The sequence below is a fragment of the Companilactobacillus suantsaicola genome (assembly GCF_004745525.1).
Classification (GTDB): Bacteria; Bacillota; Bacilli; order Lactobacillales; family Lactobacillaceae; genus Companilactobacillus; species Companilactobacillus suantsaicola.
The window spans coordinates 1-20195 of record NZ_RKLY01000005.1; the positions used below are offsets into that span (position 1 = coordinate 1).

Annotated in this window: 11 protein-coding genes and 2 tRNA genes; 12 read left to right on the forward strand and 1 reads right to left on the reverse strand. The window is 37.8% G+C overall.

What is annotated here, in order from left to right:
• The first annotated feature begins 280 nt into the window (after positions 1 to 280).
• From EGT49_RS02700 to EGT49_RS02755, 12 genes are all read left to right on the forward strand, one after another.
• A complete protein-coding gene (locus EGT49_RS02700; protein ID WP_135371430.1) occupies positions 281 to 1210 on the forward strand; it encodes an FAD:protein FMN transferase in 930 nt (309 codons plus the stop codon).
• Positions 1211 to 1311: 101 nt separating this feature from the next.
• On the forward strand, positions 1312 to 1920 hold the full coding sequence (locus EGT49_RS02705) for an NADPH-dependent FMN reductase (protein WP_135371431.1): 609 nt from the start codon (positions 1312 to 1314) through the stop codon (positions 1918 to 1920).
• Positions 1921 to 1931: 11 nt separating this feature from the next.
• Entirely contained in the window at positions 1932 to 3161 is a 1230-nt protein-coding gene (locus EGT49_RS02710; protein WP_135371432.1) for an NAD(P)H-dependent oxidoreductase, read from the forward strand.
• Between the two features lie 2492 nt (positions 3162 to 5653).
• Entirely contained in the window at positions 5654 to 6994 is a 1341-nt protein-coding gene (locus EGT49_RS02715) for an FAD-dependent oxidoreductase (protein WP_135371433.1), read from the forward strand.
• Between the two features lie 810 nt (positions 6995 to 7804).
• Complete coding sequence (locus tag EGT49_RS02720) at positions 7805 to 10378, forward strand: YfhO family protein (protein WP_135371434.1); 2574 nt, start codon at positions 7805 to 7807, stop codon at positions 10376 to 10378.
• A gap of 85 nt (positions 10379 to 10463) precedes the next feature.
• Positions 10464 to 11972, forward strand: coding sequence for a glycerol kinase GlpK (gene glpK, locus EGT49_RS02725; RefSeq protein ID WP_135371435.1), 1509 nt, complete (start codon positions 10464 to 10466; stop codon positions 11970 to 11972).
• A 33-nt stretch (positions 11973 to 12005) separates the two neighbouring features.
• Positions 12006 to 13508 (forward strand): glycerol kinase GlpK, encoded by a 1503-nt coding sequence (gene glpK, locus EGT49_RS02730; protein WP_135371436.1) that lies wholly within the window; start codon positions 12006 to 12008, stop codon positions 13506 to 13508.
• Between the two features lie 147 nt (positions 13509 to 13655).
• Positions 13656 to 15131, forward strand: a complete 1476-nt coding sequence (locus EGT49_RS02735) for a peptide MFS transporter (RefSeq protein WP_135371437.1) — start codon at positions 13656 to 13658, stop codon at positions 15129 to 15131.
• 1150 nt (positions 15132 to 16281) lie between these two features.
• Positions 16282 to 16364: transfer RNA gene (locus EGT49_RS02740), tRNA-Tyr, on the forward strand.
• A gap of 5 nt (positions 16365 to 16369) precedes the next feature.
• Positions 16370 to 16441: transfer RNA gene (locus EGT49_RS02745), tRNA-Gln, on the forward strand.
• Positions 16442 to 16575: 134 nt separating this feature from the next.
• Positions 16576 to 17277 (forward strand): GntR family transcriptional regulator, encoded by a 702-nt coding sequence (locus EGT49_RS02750; RefSeq protein WP_135371438.1) that lies wholly within the window; start codon positions 16576 to 16578, stop codon positions 17275 to 17277.
• A gap of 95 nt (positions 17278 to 17372) precedes the next feature.
• Positions 17373 to 18767 (forward strand): O-antigen ligase family protein, encoded by a 1395-nt coding sequence (locus tag EGT49_RS02755; protein WP_135371439.1) that lies wholly within the window; start codon positions 17373 to 17375, stop codon positions 18765 to 18767.
• A 686-nt stretch (positions 18768 to 19453) separates the two neighbouring features.
• On the opposite strand, the gene EGT49_RS02765 is transcribed toward EGT49_RS02755, so the two are convergent.
• Complete coding sequence (locus EGT49_RS02765; protein ID WP_135371441.1) at positions 19454 to 20179, reverse strand: WecB/TagA/CpsF family glycosyltransferase; 726 nt, start codon at positions 20177 to 20179, stop codon at positions 19454 to 19456.
• Positions 20180 to 20195: the final 16 nt, after the last annotated feature.

A 20195-nucleotide genomic window follows, 5' to 3' on the forward strand; every position in this document is an offset into this window, starting at 1 on the left:
CTTGGCTTGCGGCTACTAATAATCTGGCACTCCAATCCTGATAGATCTTAAGTTTTTTTTATTTTTTCGGAGTGGCTAACTTGTTCTTGCAATTTGCGAAGCTAATTTAACACATTTTCGTTACATTTATTATATAATAATTATATTAGATAATGAATTGATAAAAACTCCCAAAGGAGAAGCACATTTTTGTGTTTCTCCTTTTTTTATTGGCGCAAATTTCATGAGGTGTTATTGTTATTATTGTGAAGATTGTAATAAAGCGAATTGAGGGATGACTATGGGTTTGATCAACAAGACTTATCATGGCTTAGGAACAACGATTAACCTGACTGTGGCTGAACCTGCCGGTGCAAAGGAACTGGATGCCGGCTATGAATTGATTCAAAATTTTGAAAATAAATTAACTGTAAATCGAGATATTTCTGAAGTTATGTCGATTAATCACAATGCTGGTGTTGCTCCAGTGGCGGTACCGGAAGATACTTATCAATTGGTTAAACGGGCCGTTTTGGTCAGTCGTAAGCATCTAGGCTTTAACGTGGCAATTGGTCCATTGGTTAAATTGTGGAAAATTGGTTTTAAAGGAGCTAATAAGCCTAGTGATGACGATATCAAACAACGTCTCGAAATTATTGATCCTGAGCGAATCGTTTTAGATGATGACAAGCGTTCAGTTTATTTGGATGACTCGGGGATGGAAATTGATCTTGGCGGGATTGCCAAAGGGTACATCGCTGATAAAATTAAAGAATTGTGGCTTAAAATGGGTGTAACTTCTGGCATCATCGACCTCGGTGGGAATGTCTTATTAGTTGGTAACAGTCAACATCCAGATGGGATGTGGAACATTGGGATTCAAAATCCAATCAGGGAACGCAATGTGTCGCTGGGAGTACTGCATACAGCTGCTAAATCGATTGGTACTTCGGGGATTTATGAGCGTAAATTGGTGATTGACGGGCATGAGTATCATCACATGTTTGATTCAAAAACCGGGTACCCGATTAAAAATAATTTGGCTAGTGTGACGATTGTTAGTGATTTATCAATCGACGGTGAAATCTGGTCGACAATTGGATTTTATCAAGGTATAGAAAACGGTTCCAAATTAATTGAAAAACAGCCTGGGGTAGAAGCAATTTTTATCACGAAGAACCTTCAATGCTTTGTTACTAGTGGGTTAAGAGATAAATTTAGACTGATATAATATGATATATTAAAAGTATTCCAAAAATAGATTGATTTATTATGTGAATAAATTTACAATAAACTAGTAAGATAATATTATGAATAAGGTGATTGGTGATTATGAATAAATTTGTTGCTATTGTTGGCTCGAATTCACAGAAGTCAACTAACCGTGATTTGTTGAAATATATGAAGAGACATTTTCAGTCAAAGGCTGAGATCGAACTTGTGGAAATTTCAGGATTGCCTTTATACAAGAAGACTCCGGATGAATTTGTTCCTCAAGAAGCTTTGGACATTGCCAAAAAAATTGAGGCCAGCGATGGGGTAATTATTGCGACTCCTGAATATGACCACTCAATTCCCGCTGTTTTGTCGAGCGCTTTGGCTTGGTTGTCATATGGAATTCATCCCTTGGTTGATAAGCCAGTGATGATTACCGGAGCTTCGTATGGTTCACTTGGTTCATCTCGTGCTCAAGCACAATTGCGTCAAATTCTAGATTCACCTGAAATAAAAGCTCGTATCATGCCTAGTTCAGAATTCTTGTTGGGACATTCACTACAAGCATTCGATGAGGATGGCAATTTGAAAGATAAAAAGGTTGTCGAACAATTAGATGGTCTTTTCCAAGACTTCTTACAATTCGTTAATATTGCCAAACAATTAAATAACGCTAATGATGTTAACAAACAAAAAGCTGAAGAATTTTCTTGGGATAAAGACTAGGAGGGTAAATTATGAAATTAGTAGGTATCGCCGGCTCAATCGCTGACCAATCATACAATCGTACACTGTTGAATTTTATTGCTAAACACTGCAAAGGTATCGTTGACATTGAGGTTTTAAATATCAATGATGTACCAATGTTTAGCCAGGACAATGATCAAACCAATACACCAGTTATTCAAAATCTAAGTGCAAAAATTAAAGCTGCTGACGGAATAATTATCGCTACTCCAGAACACAATCACACAGTTCCCGCGGCTTTGAAGAATGTTATCGAATGGTTGTCCTACAAGGTTCATCCTTTCGATGGCAAACCAGTTATGATCGTGGGCGCTTCTTATCACGTTCAAGGCTCATCTCGTGCACAATTGCATCTTCGTCAAATTTTGGAAGCACCCGGAGTTAATGCTATCGTCCTACCTGGGAATGAATTCTTATTGGGTGATGTCAAAACTGCCTTTGACGACAATGGGAATTTAAAAGATGAGGGTACAGTGAAGTTCCTCGATTCAACGGTTAAGAAGTTTATTAAATTTGCGAAGGTGATCAACATGATTGACAAAACTGACGATTATGAAACAGAAGACCTTACAGCTTCAGGCAAAGCGGACACAACAGTTGAAGGTGTCGATATGAAAGCTGACGACTGGTTGGATCAAGCAGCTAAGAAGGTAAATGCAGTCGAAGGTGACACGTACGTTAAATTGGACAGTGGTTTACTAACAGTTAACCAATTAAACTACATGTTGAAGACGACACCAATCGAATTGTCGTATGTCGATGAAAATAACCAATTCATCTATTACAATCACTTCTTGCCAACAGAAAAGATGCTAGCTAAGAGAACTCCAGCTCAAGTCGGAGACCCACTAGCAGACGTCCATCCCGATGTAGCAAGAGTAATCAAGCACGTTAAACAAGTAATCAGTATTTTAAGATCAGGCAAACAAGACCTAGTTTCGATGCCAGTACCTGGAAATAACGAAACAAAACACATCATGCATTATTACAAAGCAATGCATGATGAAGAAGGCAACTACAAAGGTGTTAACGAATGGGTCTTAGATTTGATGCCAATTGTTAACGAGTACTTAAAAGAAACTGGCCAAATGCTAGTTCCAGATCCAAATAAGAAAGTTGACGCTACAGCCGGAGCTTCTAAAAAAGACGATGCCCCACAAGCTCCAACACCAGCAGCAAAACCAGAAGTAGATGCAACAAGCGGAGCTTCTGAACACTAATTTCTTGTTAGTTTGTTTGGTGAAGTATGCCGCCCTCCGCAACAAAGCTGATTGGGCTGGAACGCCCTGGGCACTATTTTGAGCTTTTGCACAGTTCGCAAAATCTCAAAAGTAGGCCTTATTCTAAGCGCTAAAGCGCTAAGAATAATTTCAGGGCTGAGCCAATCAGCTTTGTTGCTCCGGTGCTGAATAATGGATCTATGATTTATTTGATTTCCATTTTTTTAGAAATAGGTATTCTATTGGAATTAACCTATGTTCTTATATTTATAGAATTGGAATTTTAATTGGCGTCACGCTATTTTTGAAAACGACTCTTGGAGGGAGGAGCTTGTCGCTCCGAGTTAAATTTCAGTTCTATGAGTTATTTATTTTCTGTTCGGTTAGGAATGATAGTTCTATTTTGATATGGAATTTAGTATTTGAATAGATTATTGTATTTCCTCTATTTAAAATAAGTTTAATAAAAAAAGGGATGTTACTGGATACAGCATTTTACTGTGATCCAAGTAATATCCTTTTATTTTTGAATAAATTTAGAAAAGAAGTTCAATAACGAATCCCAACTATAAATCAGTTCCGCACACAATTTGAATAGAAATTATATCCATAAAAATTCACGGAGATAACTGCATAGAATCAGGATCCAGTCTGGGGCACAAGCCCTGTGATGACTCAGCCGCCAAATTCTTGTTGGTGCTTTAGCACCTACAAGAAGACCTAGTTTTGAGATTTTGCGTACTTTGCAAAAGCTCAAAATAGTGCCGGCAGCGTTCCAGCTCATCACAGGGGTTGTGCGGAAGACGGCAATTTAACGCCTAGCCAAACTAAGGAACAAGTTCTATTCATCAACCACTAAAAGAGCAAAAAAAAAGCTCACCTGAGGGGGGATGAGCTCGTTTTCGCTACAATGGAGTAGCAGCATTACCAGTAGTGAAAGGATAAAGATATGAACGCTTATGAGGGTTTCCAAATTTATAAATATAGAGGGATTTGTTAATTAATTAATGAAAGCATTCAAAGTAAATTATTGTAATGGGATACCATTCATTGAATGAGGGGGTCAATGAATGGTTTTTTGTGAGTTTACGATATGAGGATGTATCGCAATTTTTTAAGAGTTAAAAAGGAAGGAATTGCGATTCATATCTTTACCCCTTTCACAGTTATAAATATAGCACATATGTTTAAACATGTTAATCCATAATAGAAAAAAATTTTTATTGAAAATTAAAATAAAAATTAATGTTGATAAATTGACAATTTTTTTAATATGTACTTAAAACAAGACAAAAAAAGAAGCTCACCTGAGGGGGGATGAGCTTGTCTTTTGCTACACTGTAGCAGCATTACCAGTAGTGTCGGGGATAATAGATACAAATTTATTTGTAATGAGTTTCCAATAGTCAAATAGAAGGATTTTTTATTAAGTGGAAAGCATTCAAAGTAAATTATTGTAATGGAATTAATTATTAAAAGTAGGCTGTTTGAGGGGGGACAACTTATTTTTAGTAATTCGATTAGATTTTGGTCGTAATATGAGGATGTATTACAACTGTTATTAAGAGTAATAAAGGAGGAATCACATTGGATTCATATCTTTATCCCTTTCACAGTTATAAATATACACCATGTGTTTAAACATATACGTTCAGATTTTGTAAAAAAATTTGTTTGTTTTTAATATCACAATGTTTATATTTAATTAATAAAAAGTATAGTTATTTTTATAAAATGTTGCTGAATTAGATCAAAAAAACGTGGTCAATTAATTAGATGAAGAATTAGAGATTGAGAAATAATTTTGTAATTAAATAGAACTAATCTGTGAATGCTATTCGTATAAATGACGATTTTAGGCAAAAAAAAAAACAGCTCATCTTGGGGGGACGAGCTTGTTTTTTTGCGCTAAATTGATAGCGGCATTACCAGTAGTGTCGGGGGTACGATATGAATGCTTGTGAGGTTTCCATGTTTGTCAAATAGAGAGGGATTTGTTAATTAATGAAAGCATTCAAAGTAAATTATTGTAATGGGATAACGCATTTGACTGAATAAGAATTGATTGAGGGGGGGCAATTCTTATTAATTATGCGTAGTAAGCTTAGTAAGGTTACGATATGAGGATGTGTATCGCAAACCTTTCATTAAGAGTTAAAAAGGAAGGAATTGCACTTACATATCGTTACCCCTTTCACAGTTACTAATATACCACATGTGTTTAAACAATTAAATTCATTTTTGAAAAAAATATTTATTTATTTTTAATAGCACAAATTTTATAAATAGGCGGATAATAACGGTATCATAAAATTTTTGATTTTATTGATAGTTAATACACAAAGTTCGAAATTGTGAGGTTTAAAAACGAATTTATTAACGATTATAAGTGAAATATATAAATAAAATATATTTTTTTAAATATTTCGTAATCGCTTTCAATGAGTTCGTGAATAAATTATAATAATAAGAAAAAAGGATGGTGTCTATTTATGAAAGTAAGTATTGTGGGTTGTACTCATGCGGGAACTTTTTCAGCAATGAACATTTTGAAGGAACATCCCGACTGGGAAGTTTCAGTTTTTGAGCGTAATGATAATTTATCTTTCCTATCATGTGGGATTGCACTTTGGGTGAGTGATCGTGTATCTGATCCTAATAAGATGTTTTATGCTTCACCAGATGCATTGAGCGATTTGGGCGCACACATGTACATGAAACATGATGTAACAGATATCGACTTTGATAACAAGAAATTGTCAGTGAAGAACTTAACTAGTGGGGAAACTTTTGAACAAGACTACGACAAATTAGTTATCACAACAGGTTCTGCACCAATCATCCCTCCAATTCCTGGCATCGACTCAAAACGAGTAATGCTTTGCAAGAACTGGACTAACGCCAATGAATTGAAAGAAAATGCTAGTGGTATCAAGAGTGCTATCGTTATCGGTGCCGGTTATATCGGAGCTGAATTAGCTGAAGGATACGCAACTCTAGGCAAAGAAACAACTTTGATCGATGCCTTGCCAGATGTACTAGCTAAGAACCTTGATCCAAACATGTCCGCAATTGCTGAAAAGGACTACCGTGACAACGGAGTAACTTTAGGCTTGAGCGAAAAAGTTCAATCATTTGAAGAAACAGATCATAGTGTAATTGTAAAAACAGATAAAAATACTTATGAAGCCGATATTGCGGTAATGTGCGTTGGCTTCCGTCCTAATACAAAGATGTTCGCTGACAAGTTCGAAACACTTCCAAATGGCGCATTGATTGTCGACAAGTACATGCACACAAGTATTCCCGACGTCTATTCTGCTGGGGATGCTGCAAGTGTCCACTACAATCCAACGGGTGATAACCAATACATTCCTTTAGCTACTAACTCAGTTCGCCAAGGAATCTTAGTTGGGAAAAATATCGAGAAGGACACTGCCGCATATATGGGGACCCAAGCTAGTTCAGCGGTTGAATTATTTGGTAGAACATACGCAGCTAGTGGGTTGACCAAAACTCATGCCGATGTATTAGGTAAAAAAGTTGAAGAAGTCAGCTTAGAAGATAATTACCGTCCTGAATTCATGTTGAGCACAACTCCAGTCTTAATGAATCTCGTTTGGGACCCAGAAACAAGACAAGTTCTAGGTGGCGCCCTAACAAGTATGTACGACGTATCACAATCAGCTAACTTGTTGTCATTAGCAATTCAAAAGAAAGTTACAATTGACGAACTATCAATGGTAGACTTCCTCTTCCAACCAAACTATGACAAACCAGTCAACTATGTCAGTGCTTTGGCCGGAGCTGCTGTGGAAAAAGCTGATAAATAATACTTTTGTTCCATTAATTCTAAATTTAAATGAATACTGTAATAGGGGTCTAACCGATTCTTTATTACAGTATTTTTTGTTTAGTCTATTCGAAAGTAAAGAACACTAAACTTCATAGATTATTCTTATTTTGATAAAAGTATTTTCATACAACCAAGTTATTATGTATACATAGTCAAATATGGCTATACAAAAAACGAGGTGAAGCATATGAAAAAACATCCCTTTCTCGTTCTTACGGGTGTCTCAGTTTTAGCAACAGTTTGCACAAAGGTAATCAGAAACCGTAATGCAAAAAGATTTTTAAACTAACAAAAATACAACAACGAACACATTCAAAATACATTCAAATAACTAATTAACCATTTAATTAATCAAATCAGAGGTAAATTTTATGAAAAACGATCAAAACATGGGCTTGCTTACGCAAGCCTTTTTTGTGTTTAACAGCTTATAATTTTACTTATACCGCAATTTTTCATATCATTTTGGTGGGTTCTTTTATCGTTTGGTAATAGAAGTACGAAGATATTTTATTGGTGTTATTTTTCATTAAATATAATTCTATTGTGATCGAATTAAGTGGATAAAAAATCTAACTCTCTATTTAGTCTGGAGCACAAGCCCTGTGATGACTCAGCTGCCAAATTATTCTTAGCAATTTATTGCTTAGAATAAGGCCAAGCTTTGAGATTTTGCGTACTTTGCAAAAGCTCAAAGTTGTGCCGGCATTCCAGCCCATCACAGGGCTTGTGCGGAAGACTGCAATTAACCACGCCAAAAGAACCTCTTGATGATAGGAGAAAAACTATGAATAAACGTCGGTTATTTTATTATTCTGGTGCGTTTTTGATTAATTTGGCAATTGTGTCGCTGATTTTTGCTTACTCGAATTTAGTTCCGTTTGGAACTAATAATTTTTTGAGTAGCGATTTGGGAACACAGTATTTAACTTTTCTGACTGAACTTAGACGGCAGTTGGTTTCTGGCAACTTGCATTTCTACTTATTCAGTCAATCATTAGGTGATAACTTTTTCCCAGTCATGAGTTATTACTTACTTTCGCCGTTTAATTTGTTATTAGTCTTCTTCAGTTCGAAAAATATTCCTGTGGCGGCTGATATTTTGATTATGCTCAAGATTTCCACCATGGGTGTCACGATGGGCTATTTTCTCAGATCGTATTTCAAAAAATATGATGCAGTTAACTTGTTATTCACAATTGCTTACAGTTTCTGTGGATTCGTGGCGTCTTATTTTTATGACCTGATGTGGTTGGATGCTTTGATCATGTTGCCATTGGTTGCGGTCGGTGTGATGAAGGTCATCAAAGAGCAGAAGTATCTGCTTTATTATTTCTCAATTCTTTTCGCAATTATTTTTAATTACTATTTAGGCTACATGCTGTGTATTTTCTCTGTTTGTTTTTTCATCTTTATCGGTTTTGAAGAACGACTATTTCAGAAGCGTGACAAGTGGTTAGTAATTCGCCACTATCTAATTGTTTCAATTTTGGCTGGTTTGAATTCGGCAGTTGTCTTGATTCCGACTTTGGTGGGGATGTTGAAGACAGCTAAGACTTCATTTAATGTGCTCAACTACTTGCCGTCCGCTCGATTCGGTTTGGAAGCTTTAACGGAATTGGGAATCGGTGGCAACAGTTACAGTCAGCGGCTTGAACACGGGCCATCGGTTTTTATGACGTCGATGGTGCTGATTTTATTGTTGAGTTATTTCTTGAGTAAAAAAATTGTTAACCGTGATAAGCAAAACGCCGTTTTCCTACTGGGAATCTTGCTGGTAAGTATGTTTGTGACAACTTTTAATACGATGTGGCACATGTTTCAAAATCCGGCCGGCTTTCCGTTTAGAAATAGTTTCATCTTTTCATTTGCCTGTATTTTTATTGCGGCGAAGGCATATCAAAACGGCGTTATAACGCAGACTGAAACAATCGTCAAAAGTAGCTGTTTAGCAGGGGCTTTGTTGAGTATCGGTTACTTAACTTTGTGGCTGTTGCCAAAGACTATCAGTCAATTAGGATTTGATCAGTTGAGCGGCAATATCAATGGCAATTATTATTGGTTGAGTTTACTGTGCATCGTTCTTTCGGGATTTTTCTTAGTGATGATCAAGTATAATCGTAAGTACAGTTTGTTGCTATTTATAGTAGTTACTTTTGAAGTTACCGCCAATTTTACGTCAGTTATGGCGACTGCAAATTTTGGTAATCAGGCAATTTATCAAGCTGAATTCGACCAAGAAAACAAAATTTTACAAGAGGTCAAAGATAGAAGTCACTTAGGACATCGAATTATCGTTTCCAAGTCTGGTTTGAATCGAGCCTTTCCGGAAAAGTACAATAATTATAACGATCCGATTTTGTTTAATATCAATGGCCTCAGCTTGTATAGCTCAACTTTGAATCAGGATACGTTACAGATGATGCAGGATTTAGGGTATTATAGTTTAAATGTTCGTCGAGTCAGTTATTTTGGTGGAACCAAGATCACCAATGCACTTCTCGGTGTTTATTATCAAGTTCGGCAGTGGAACAAACACTATTATGTTGAGGAAAACTATCATGCGCCGACCTTAGGCTTTTTGGTAAATAAAGATATTTATCATTTTAAGATGAAAAAAGGTCAGGCTTTGTCCAATCAAGATCGACTTTGGCAAGCAATCAACGGCAGTAGTGCTGAGTATTTGAAGAATGTTCTGTTGACGAGCATGCAGCAATCGAGTGTCAATCATCAAAAAAGCTACACTTACCAGCTAGTTCCACGAGCAACGGGACCGTTATACTTTAATGTAACGCCGTTTAATTTTAATGCAGAAAAAATCTACGTCAACAATAAACGAGTCAAACCGGCGCACATCAATGTTTACAAGAGTGCCACTTTGAAGCTGGGGACTTTTAAACGGAATCAAAAGGTTAAGGTCCAAATTTTGGCGAAGCAGTCACTGAATGTGAATCCCGGAAACTTCATGTCACTTGATCAGAAGAAATTTAATTTAACGACTGATAAACTTAAACGGAATTCACTCAACATTAAATCGGACTTGAATCACGATACCGTAAGAGGCACGATAAATGTTAAGCAGGCGAGTCCTTTGTTGTTGAGTATCCCTTATGATGATGGTTGGAGTGCCAAGGTTGACGGTCAAACAGTCCAGATTCATAAAGTCGCTTCTGATTTAATGGCGATTGATTTAAAGAAAGGGAATCATCAAGTCACTTTGGACTATCAAGTTCCCGGCTTGAAACTTGGTTGGGTGATTTCTATCACTGCGATTATTTTGTTTATTGGCTTTTTGCTGATAGAAAAGTCAAATATTAGATTTAAAACATTTAATAAAAAGTCTAATAGAACTAAATTATAAAAAATCTTACGGAAACATTTGCAAAATTCTGTAGATGTTATAAGATTCTGATATGAAACGTTTACATAAAAAATGGGGTGAAACGATGTCTAATGAATATATTATGGCGATCGATGAAGGAACGACGAGTACTCGGGCCATTATCTTCGACCAAAAAGGAACTAAAATCGCCGATGCTCAACGTGAATTCACGCAATACTTTCCTGAACCGGGCTGGGTAGAACACGATGCTAACGAAATTTGGAACGCGGTCCAATCTACTATTGCCAACGTCTTTATTGAATCTGGTATCAAACCGGACCAAATCAAAGGAATCGGGATCACTAATCAACGTGAAACGACGGTCGTTTGGGACAAGGAAACTGGTTTGCCAATTTATAACGCTATCGTTTGGCAAAGTCGACAAACTTCTGACATTGCTGAAAAATTAGCTGGTCGTGGATACGGTGAGATGATTCACGAAAAGACTGGTTTATTGATTGATCCTTACTTCTCAGCCACAAAGATCCGTTGGATTCTCGATCACGTCAAAGGTGCTCAAAAGCGGGCTGAAGATGGCGAATTGCTTTTTGGAACGATCGACAGTTGGTTACTTTGGAAGTTATCCGGTGGAGCAGCCCATGTGACTGATTACTCGAATGCCAGCCGGACAATGTTATTTAATATTCACTCATTGGAGTGGGACAAAGATATTTTAAGAATTTTGAACATTCCTCAAGCAATGCTACCGGAAGTTCGTCCTAATTCTGAAGTCTATGCTAAAACTAAGGATTATCACTTCTATGGTTCAGAAGTGCCGATTTCAGGGATGGTTGGAGATCAACAGGCGGCCTTGTTTGGACAAATGGCGTTTGAACCAGGAATGGTCAAGAATACTTATGGTACCGGAGCTTTTATCGTGATGAATACGGGTGAAAAACCGCAATTATCTGACAACAATTTGTTGACGACAATTGCTTATGGTATCAATAATCGAGTTTATTACGCTCTGGAAGGTAGTATCTTCGTTGCTGGTTCAGCCATTCAATGGTTGCGTGATGCAATGAATTTAGTTGACTCGGCTCCTGAATCAGAAGCGGCTGCACTTTCTTCAAAGGATCAAGATGAAGTTTATGTAGTACCGGCCTTTACTGGCTTAGGTGCACCTTATTGGGATGCGGATGCTCGTGGGGCTGTCTTTGGTTTGACTCGTGGGACGACTAAAAACGACTTTATCAAAGCAACTTTGCAGTCACTAGCTTATCAATCACGTGACGTTATCGAAACGATGAAAAAAGATACCGGAATTGATATTCCAACTTTGAAAGTTGATGGTGGAGCAGCTAATAACCGTTACTTGATGCAATTTCAAGCTGATATCCTGCAAACGCCAGTCCAACGTGCTAAAGATTTGGAGACGACAGCCTTAGGTGCCGCATTTTTAGCTGGACTAGCAGTTGGTTATTGGGATAATCTAGAAGATATCAAGCAACAATACGCTACTGGAGCTACGTTTGAACCAGATATGGAAAAAGATCGTGCAGATTTTCTATACGAAGGTTGGCGTGAAGCTGTCAGTGCAACGAGAAAATTTAAACATAAAGCAACTAAGTAAGGCCACGCCTTTTTTGTTGTGTGGGAGTAAATAATGGATAAAGAATACATTTTAGCGATTGATGAGGGAACAACTACTGCTAGAGCGATTATTTTTGATCATGAAGGCAAACAGGTTGCTATCGCCAGACATCCCATTAGACAAATTTTACCTAACCCCGGTTGGGTCGAACACGAACCCAATGAGATTTGGAATGCCATTCAAACAACGATTGCCACCGCATTGATCGATTCTGGTATCAAGCCTAAACAGATCAAAGCGATTGGAATTGCTAGTCAACGTGAAACGACGGTCGTTTGGGATAAAAAGACCGGTTTGCCGATCTATAACGCTATCGTCTGGCAAAGTCGGCAGACAGCCAATTTAGCTAACGACTTGATCAAGCAAGGTTATAAGGAAGAGATTCATCAAAAAACTGGTTTGATCATCAGCCCTTATTTCTCAGCGACAAAGATTCGTTGGATCTTGGATCATGTCAAAGGCGCTCAGGAAAAAGCTGAAAACGGTGAACTTTTGTTTGGAACAATCAACACATGGTTATTGTGGAAATTGACAGATGGTGAAAGCTTCCTAACTGATGCCGCTAACGCTAGTCGAACGATGTTATTCAATATCAACACGTTAGAATGGGATGAAGATTTATTAAAAATCTTTAATATTCCTAAGAAAATGCTTCCAGAAGTTAAATCTAACTCCGAAATTTTTGGCGTGACACAAAATTATCAATTTTATGGATCAGAAGTTCCCATTTCGGGGATGACGGGTTCGCAACAAGCTTCGTTATTTGGACAGATGGCCTTTGAACCGGGGATGGTCAAGAACACTTATGGAACGGGTGCATTTGCGGTCATGAATACCGGCAATAAGCCTGCTTTGTCTGATAACAACCTTTTGACGACGATTGCTTATAGTCTTAACGGTGAGGTCAAATATGCCTTAGAAGGCTCTGTATTCGTCGCTGGAGCGGCTTTACAGTGGTTAAGGGATGAGATGGATCTAATTGACAGTACTCCTGAAACTTCAGACGCTGCCAAACAATCAACCGACATGGATGAAGTCTACGTTGTACCAGCTTTTGCTGGCTTAGGTGCTCCTTATTGGGATAATCACGCTCACGGAACGATTTTTGGCTTAACTCGTGGCACAACGGACAAGGATATTATCAAGGCAACACTACAGGCAATCGCCTATCAGACCAAAGATATTATTGAAACGATGCGCTCTGACGCTAAGATGCCAATTGAGCTCTTAAAGGTTGATGGGGCAGCTACCGCCAACGAATATTTGATGCAATTTCAAGCTGATATTTTAGGAATCGACTTGCAAAGGTCCTCAGAATTAGAGACTACTTCCTTAGGAGTTGCTTTCATGGCAGGATTAGGAGTCGGTTTCTGGAAAGATTTGGACGATATTAAAAAGAATTATCAAGTCGGTAAGACTTATCACGCTCAAATGTCAGAAAAGAAGCGTTTAGATCTCTATGATGGCTGGCAAAAAGCGGTTTCAGCAACGATGGCATTCAAACACAATGGTTAATATTTATAAGAGTCTATCTTAAAAGGCTCTTATTTTTTTTTGTTGATATAAAAGCAATCCGGTACTTTTTATTAAAAACACTTTGACATGAGTTTTTGAAAAGTTTAATATTAATACATCTTTGTGTAATGTGAGGAGAAATTTTTAATGGATAAGAAAGCAGACCGAGGATTTTTCGGTCAACCTAAAGGGTTGCGTACGCTGTTCTTAACTGAATTTTGGGAGAGATTCAGTTATTACGGTATGCGTGCCATTCTGTTGTACTACATGTACTATGCTGTCACTAAAGGCGGTTTGGGCATGGATCGTACAACAGCAGCCTCTGTTATGTCCATTTATGGTTCACTAGTTTATATGTCTAGTGTGCTAGGTGGATTTATCAGTGACAGATTTATGGGAGCCAGAAGAACTGTCTTCTGGGGTGGTGTTGCCATTATGTTTGGTCACATCGTCTTGTCGCTTCCAATTGGAGAAACTGGTTTATTCGTTTCTATTGGACTTATCGTCCTAGGTACCGGACTATTGAAGCCAAACGTATCCGAAATGGTTGGTGGATTATATACTGAAGGAGATCCAAGACGTGATTCTGGATTCAGTATTTATGTCATGGGTATCAACTTAGGCTCATTGTTTGCTCCACCAGCAGTTACTTTTATGTGGAAAGGTATTAGTTTCCACGCGGGATTCTCATTAGCTGCTATTGGTATGTTTATTGGATTGATTGTTTACTGGTGGGACGGACGTAAGTATCTTCCTAAAGAAAGCTTACAAGCCCCAGATCCAATTACTGATGAGGAACGTAGTAAGTTCTTCAGACGTCTAATCATCGCATTAGTCGCCATCGTTGTAATTGTCGTCGTAATGATCTTTACGCACGCCTTTACAATCGACAATATCATCTTGATCATCAGTATCTTAGGTATTGCCTTGCCGGTTGGATACTTCATCATGATGTTAACAAGTAAGAAAGTTACTAAGATTGAAAGATCACGAGTACTGGCTTACATCCCATTGTTCATCGCTGCGATGATCTTCTGGGCAATTGAAGAACAAGGTTCAGTTGTTTTGGCATTATTTGCTGCCGAACAAACACAATTGAACTTTGCCGGATTCCACTTGGCACCATCACAGTTCCAAATGTTGAACCCATTCTTCATCATCATCTATACACCAATCTTTGCTTGGTTATGGATCAAACTTGGCAAACGCCAACCATCATCACCATCTAAATTCTGGATGGGACTAATCGCAACAGCTATTTCTTACTTCGTGTTAATTATTCCATTGATGGGATTAGCACCAGGCGGAAAAGTTAGTCCACTTTGGCTAGTATTGAGTTGGGGAATCATCGAAATTGGTGAAATGTTGATCTCACCAGTTGGATTGTCAGCCACAACAAAACTTGCACCAAAAGCCTTCGCTGGTCAAATGATGAGTATGTGGTTCTTAGCCGACTCAGCCGGACAAGCAGCCAACGCTCAATTAGTTAAATTGTTCGTTCCAGGAGACCCACAAAACGAAATGATGTTCTTCGGCGTTACAGGAATTGTAACGTTGGTAGCAGCATTAGTATTGATTTTGTTCGTGCCTAGAATTAAGAAATTGATGGGTGGAGTAAACTAGAGCAGAGCGTGTAGCAGGGGCGGTCAGCTCCCGGAGGATAACGTAATTTCACGAATTGCCCGTCGAACTTTACGGGTGAGTTGGGAAATTTTGTTATCTCGGAGGGAGTTGCCCCTGCGGAACGCGTTTTAGCTATTCCGCATAGAACAATGGTTCTTTTCAAAAAGAACAACACTAATCAGTCAAAATAAGAAAAAATACCTCGTTAACTGTTTCTTTTCAGGAATAGTGGACGAGGTATTTTTGTGTTTAGTCCTTTTGGATTGGTGGTGGATGAATGCCGTCTTCCACAACAGCTCTGGGAAACGCTGGAGAATGTGCGCACGACTTGAAGCCTTTTTCAAACCCGGAAAAATTCTCCAAGCTCGGCCTTCTAGTAAGCGATGAATCGCTAACTAGAATTTGACGGCTGAGCATTTCCCAGAGCTGTTGCTCCAGACTAGATAACGACATTTTTACTTTATATCGGTGGATTTGGAGTGGGAAAGCAGCATCTATTTGAGGTTGGTGTTAAATTGTTAGATAGTCTGGATACGGTTTTGGGATGAGGAAAACTTTTATGGAAGAAGATTGCTGTAATGGGATTAATGACTATCCGTGATTAGAAAAGCATCGTTATAACGCATGGAAGGCGTTTGATTTCAAAACGGAAAAAGAATCTGGCTTATTTCTAGGTAGAATTAAACCATGAAAAACTAAAATCAAAAGAGCCTTAATGACTTTTTGAAATAATTATTTTATTGGCACATCTTAATTTCGTTTTAAACAGAGACACACAATAACCCCTAAAACATTAACTCCCACACAAAAAAATAGAAGAACTATTTCTAAATAAAGGGAAAGCAAATAAAAATAAACCAGAAATTCAGTCCGGAGCACAAGCCCTGTGATGACTCAGCCGCCAAATTCTTGTTAGTGCTTTAGCACTTACAAGAAGACCTAGTTTTGAGATTTTGCGTACTTTGCAAAAGCTCAAAATAGCGTCGGCAGCGTTCCAGCTCATCACAGGGCTTGTGCGGAGGACGGCATACTACTACAACTAAAAAAAGAACTTCCACTACCAAAAATATAATTTTTTTCAATTTTCCCTTGAAATGGTCATTGATTTTCGGTAGTATTATTAAGTCGAATGAATGACGTAGCAACTCATGGAGGGGTAGCGAAGTCTGGCTAAACGCGGCGGACTGTAAATCCGCTCCTTCGGGTTCGGTGGTTCGAATCCACTCCCCTCCATTCATTGGGTTATAGCCAAGCGGTAAGGCAATGGACTTTGACTCCATCATGCGCTGGTTCGAATCCAGCTAACCCAATAAATGCAAAAGGCAAAATTCTGAATATGAATTTTGCCTTTTTATTTTTCTAATTTTTAGACCAGTTCTTAATTTTTATATGAAATACTGTATAATTAATGGAAGTAATGCGCATAAAGGAGTGCCAATTTAAAATGAAGGTACCAGTATATATACAAATTCACAATGAAATAAGAAAAGAAATCGAATCTGGCAAGTGGAGTGTTGGGGAGAGAATCCCTTCAGAAAGACAGCTTTCACAAGACTTCAACGTCAGTCGAATGACACTAAGACAAGCAATTCAAACATTAGTTGATGAGGGAATCCTTCAAAGACAAGTCGGTTCAGGAACTTATGTAGCAAGTAGTAAAGTTCAAGAAAAGATGTCTGGAACAACTAGTTTTACGGAAATCACCGAAAGCCAGGGGAAACATCCTTCAAGTAAGACTGTTTCTTATCACGTGGCTGATCCCTCAATCAGTGAAATGGAAAAATTGAAGTTAGCAGATGGCGACCAAATTTTACGAATGGAAAGAATTCGTTATGCGGATAACCAACCAATTTGTTTCGAAGTCGCAACGATTCCAATTTCAATCGTGAAGTCTTTGGATAAAGAAGACATTACGTCTTCTCTATATAAAGCACTTGAAAATAAGGCGGGATTGAAGTTGGGTGACGCAACTCAAACTGTTTCTGCAATTTTAGCTTCAGAAAAAATTGCTAACTTTTTGAATGTTAAGCGTGGTTCTGCTATCTTACGAGTTAGACAAGTAACGACTCTTGATGATGATCGGCCATTTGAATATGTTCGTTCACAATATGCAGGGGATCGTTTCGAATTTTATCTAGAAAGATAATCTTTTTTTAATGTAACAATGATTATCTTTAAATTTCGATTTAAGGTACTATATTATTTAACATGTTTTTAAATCTTTAACTGGGAGTCACCACTATGCAAAGTTTTATTAAAAAGTACAGCATTTTCTTAATGTTGTACATCGTCTTTCAACCGGTACTAGATGCAGTTACTGGATTGATGACTCAAGCACATATGAACGTTTCGTTTGGGGTATTGATTCGTATGGCCGTTATGGCGGTTACGGTGTTCTATCTGTTACTTTTCTTAGTCTTGAATCGCGATAATCGACACGGTTTTATGGTTATGGGGTATTTTGTCGTTTTAGGACTAGTTTCCGCCATCAGTATGATAATTAATTACAAGACGAAGACATTATTTGTAACATCACTTGAAATTTCAACTTTAGCTAAAAGTTTGTACTATCCAATAATGTTGTTAGCTTACTTCTATGCCTTTGAAGAATTGGCTGAGGATCGTATTATCAACCGATTTTTCCCAAAGGTAATTTTTATTGCGATCAATATCATCAGTGTAATTATGATAATTGCTCACTTTACTAACACAAGTTTCAGCTCGTATTCATATTATAAATTAGGTGAGAGTGGTTGGTTCTTTGCGGCCAATGAACTAAGTGCCATCGTTTCAATCACTTTCCCAATTATGATTTGGTATGCACTGAAAAAAATTAACATTTGGCAACGACTTTATTACTGGATCTCAATCATTTTAGCAGTCTACTCAGCATTACTAATAGGAACTAAAGGTTCACTACTAGCCTTGTTATTCAGTTTGTGCATGGGAATTCTAGCTAGCGTGATTCAATTCTTCAAGAACCGTTCCGGGAGAAAATATTTTGCCGGGGTAATTGCCTTGTTAGTAATCACGCTTGGAGGAATCATCGCTGCCTATCCAGCAATGGCGGTTTCGAGAACAGCTGAATTGCATACAGAAATGATTCAAGATAAAAAGCAAAAAGCTAAGACCAAAAAAGGTATCACTAAAGACCAAGAGAAGTATGTCAAAACGAACAAAACCGTTTCATACTTATTCAGTGGTCGGACAGTCTACTTTGAAAATGCTGCCCACAACTTTAAGAAGGCAACTTTGCCACAAAAGGTCTTTGGAATGGGTTACGCAACTAGTTTCAAGAAAGTTCGTGACGCTAAGTTAGTCGAAATGGACTACGTCGACATCTTCTTCCAATTTGGATTTATCGGCACGATCATCTTCTTAGCACCACTAGCATATTGTTTGATTTACTTGATTGGCGCTTTCTTGAGAAAGTTCAAGGATATGTGGTCAATCAAGTGGGCTATGTTAGTAGCCAGTGTAATTTTAGGCTTTGGAATGGCCTTGATGACCGGACACGTTATTGAAGCACCATCAGTAAGTATCTACTTCGTTTCAATACTAGCTTATGCATTGTTCAATGCTCGGATCTTTTTACGAATGAACGAGGATCCTTATACTATTGATGTTGAAAGATAATTTTAAAGTTACGTTAGTTCTGTAGTTTGGGTAGGTGTTAAATTGTCGTCTTCCGCAACAGCTCTGGGAAACGCTGGAACGCTGTGGACGCAACTTGAAGCCAATTCCAAAAGCGGGAATTGTCTCCAAGATTGGTCTTTCACTAAACGCTAAAGCGTTAAGAGAAATTTCACGGCTGAGCATTTCCCAGAGCTGTTGCTCCAGACTAAATAACGTTTCTTATGTTTTATCTTAATAAATTCAGAAATTTAATATAGCACCTATTCAAAAGATGTGTTGGACTGATTTATAGTCAATTCAGCGGTTCTTATGAATGGGTGTTTTTATTTTGTTTTAAATCAATAAAATAAGCTCTATTATCTCATATACTGTTTCGTGTAAGGATAATAAAGCTTATATTTTTTACTTTAGAATTTATATTCTTTAACTATCAGTGTATAGAGCCACTATTTCTAAAAGGGTAGAAAGCAAATAACATAAAAAAATGAAATTTAGTCCGGAGCAAAAAACTCGATTTGGGCTCAGATGTGAAATTATTCTTAGCAATTTATTGCTTAGAATAAGGTCGAGCTTGGAAATGCCGCGCACTTTGCGGTAGTTTCAAGTCGTGCCCACATCGTTCCAGTCCCAAATCGAGTTTTTTGTGGAGGACGGCATACTTAACCATCCAATCAATAGAACGAAATCTATCTATTTTTCTTTTCTTGATTAATAAGTTTCATATACTTGGGAATTGCCAACATTCTGCCGAATCTGGTTGGTTCAGTTATCAAACGATAGAACCACTCGAGGCTTAGTTTTTGGAAAATCTTTGGTGCACGTTTCTTTGTGCCTGAGAAGACATCAAATGATCCACCAACGCCGATCCAAATTGCGTCAGCGTTCTTACGATACTTGTCGATAAAGTATTCTTGTTTAGGAAAACCAAGGGCAACTAAGACGATGTTGGGTTTCTTTTCGGCAATTTCATCGATGATCGGTTGATCTTCTTTGAAATAACCATCGTGGTAGCCGACAAGGTCGACATTTGGATAGTCAGTTTCGATTTTTTTAGCAGTGGCGCTGATGACTTCTGGTTTTGCGCCGAGTAAATAAACTTTTAAATGTTTTTTGTTAGCGGAATTAATCAAATATTTTAAGGTATCAAAACCGGTGATACGTTCTGGTAGAGGAGTGCCTAAGCTATTAGCTCCTTTGATAATACCAATTCCGTCGGGAACGACGTAATCAGCGCTGTTGATGATCTTTAAGAACTTTTTATCTTCTCTAGCAGCGAGGACAATTTCTGGATTAGCTGTGACGATGAAACGGTTCTTGTTGACGTCTAAATCGTAATCCAAGTGTTGATGAAATTGATCTTCAGTAAAATTATCAAATTGTGTACCTAAAATATCTATTCTATTTTTGTGCATAGCTATCTCCTTTAAT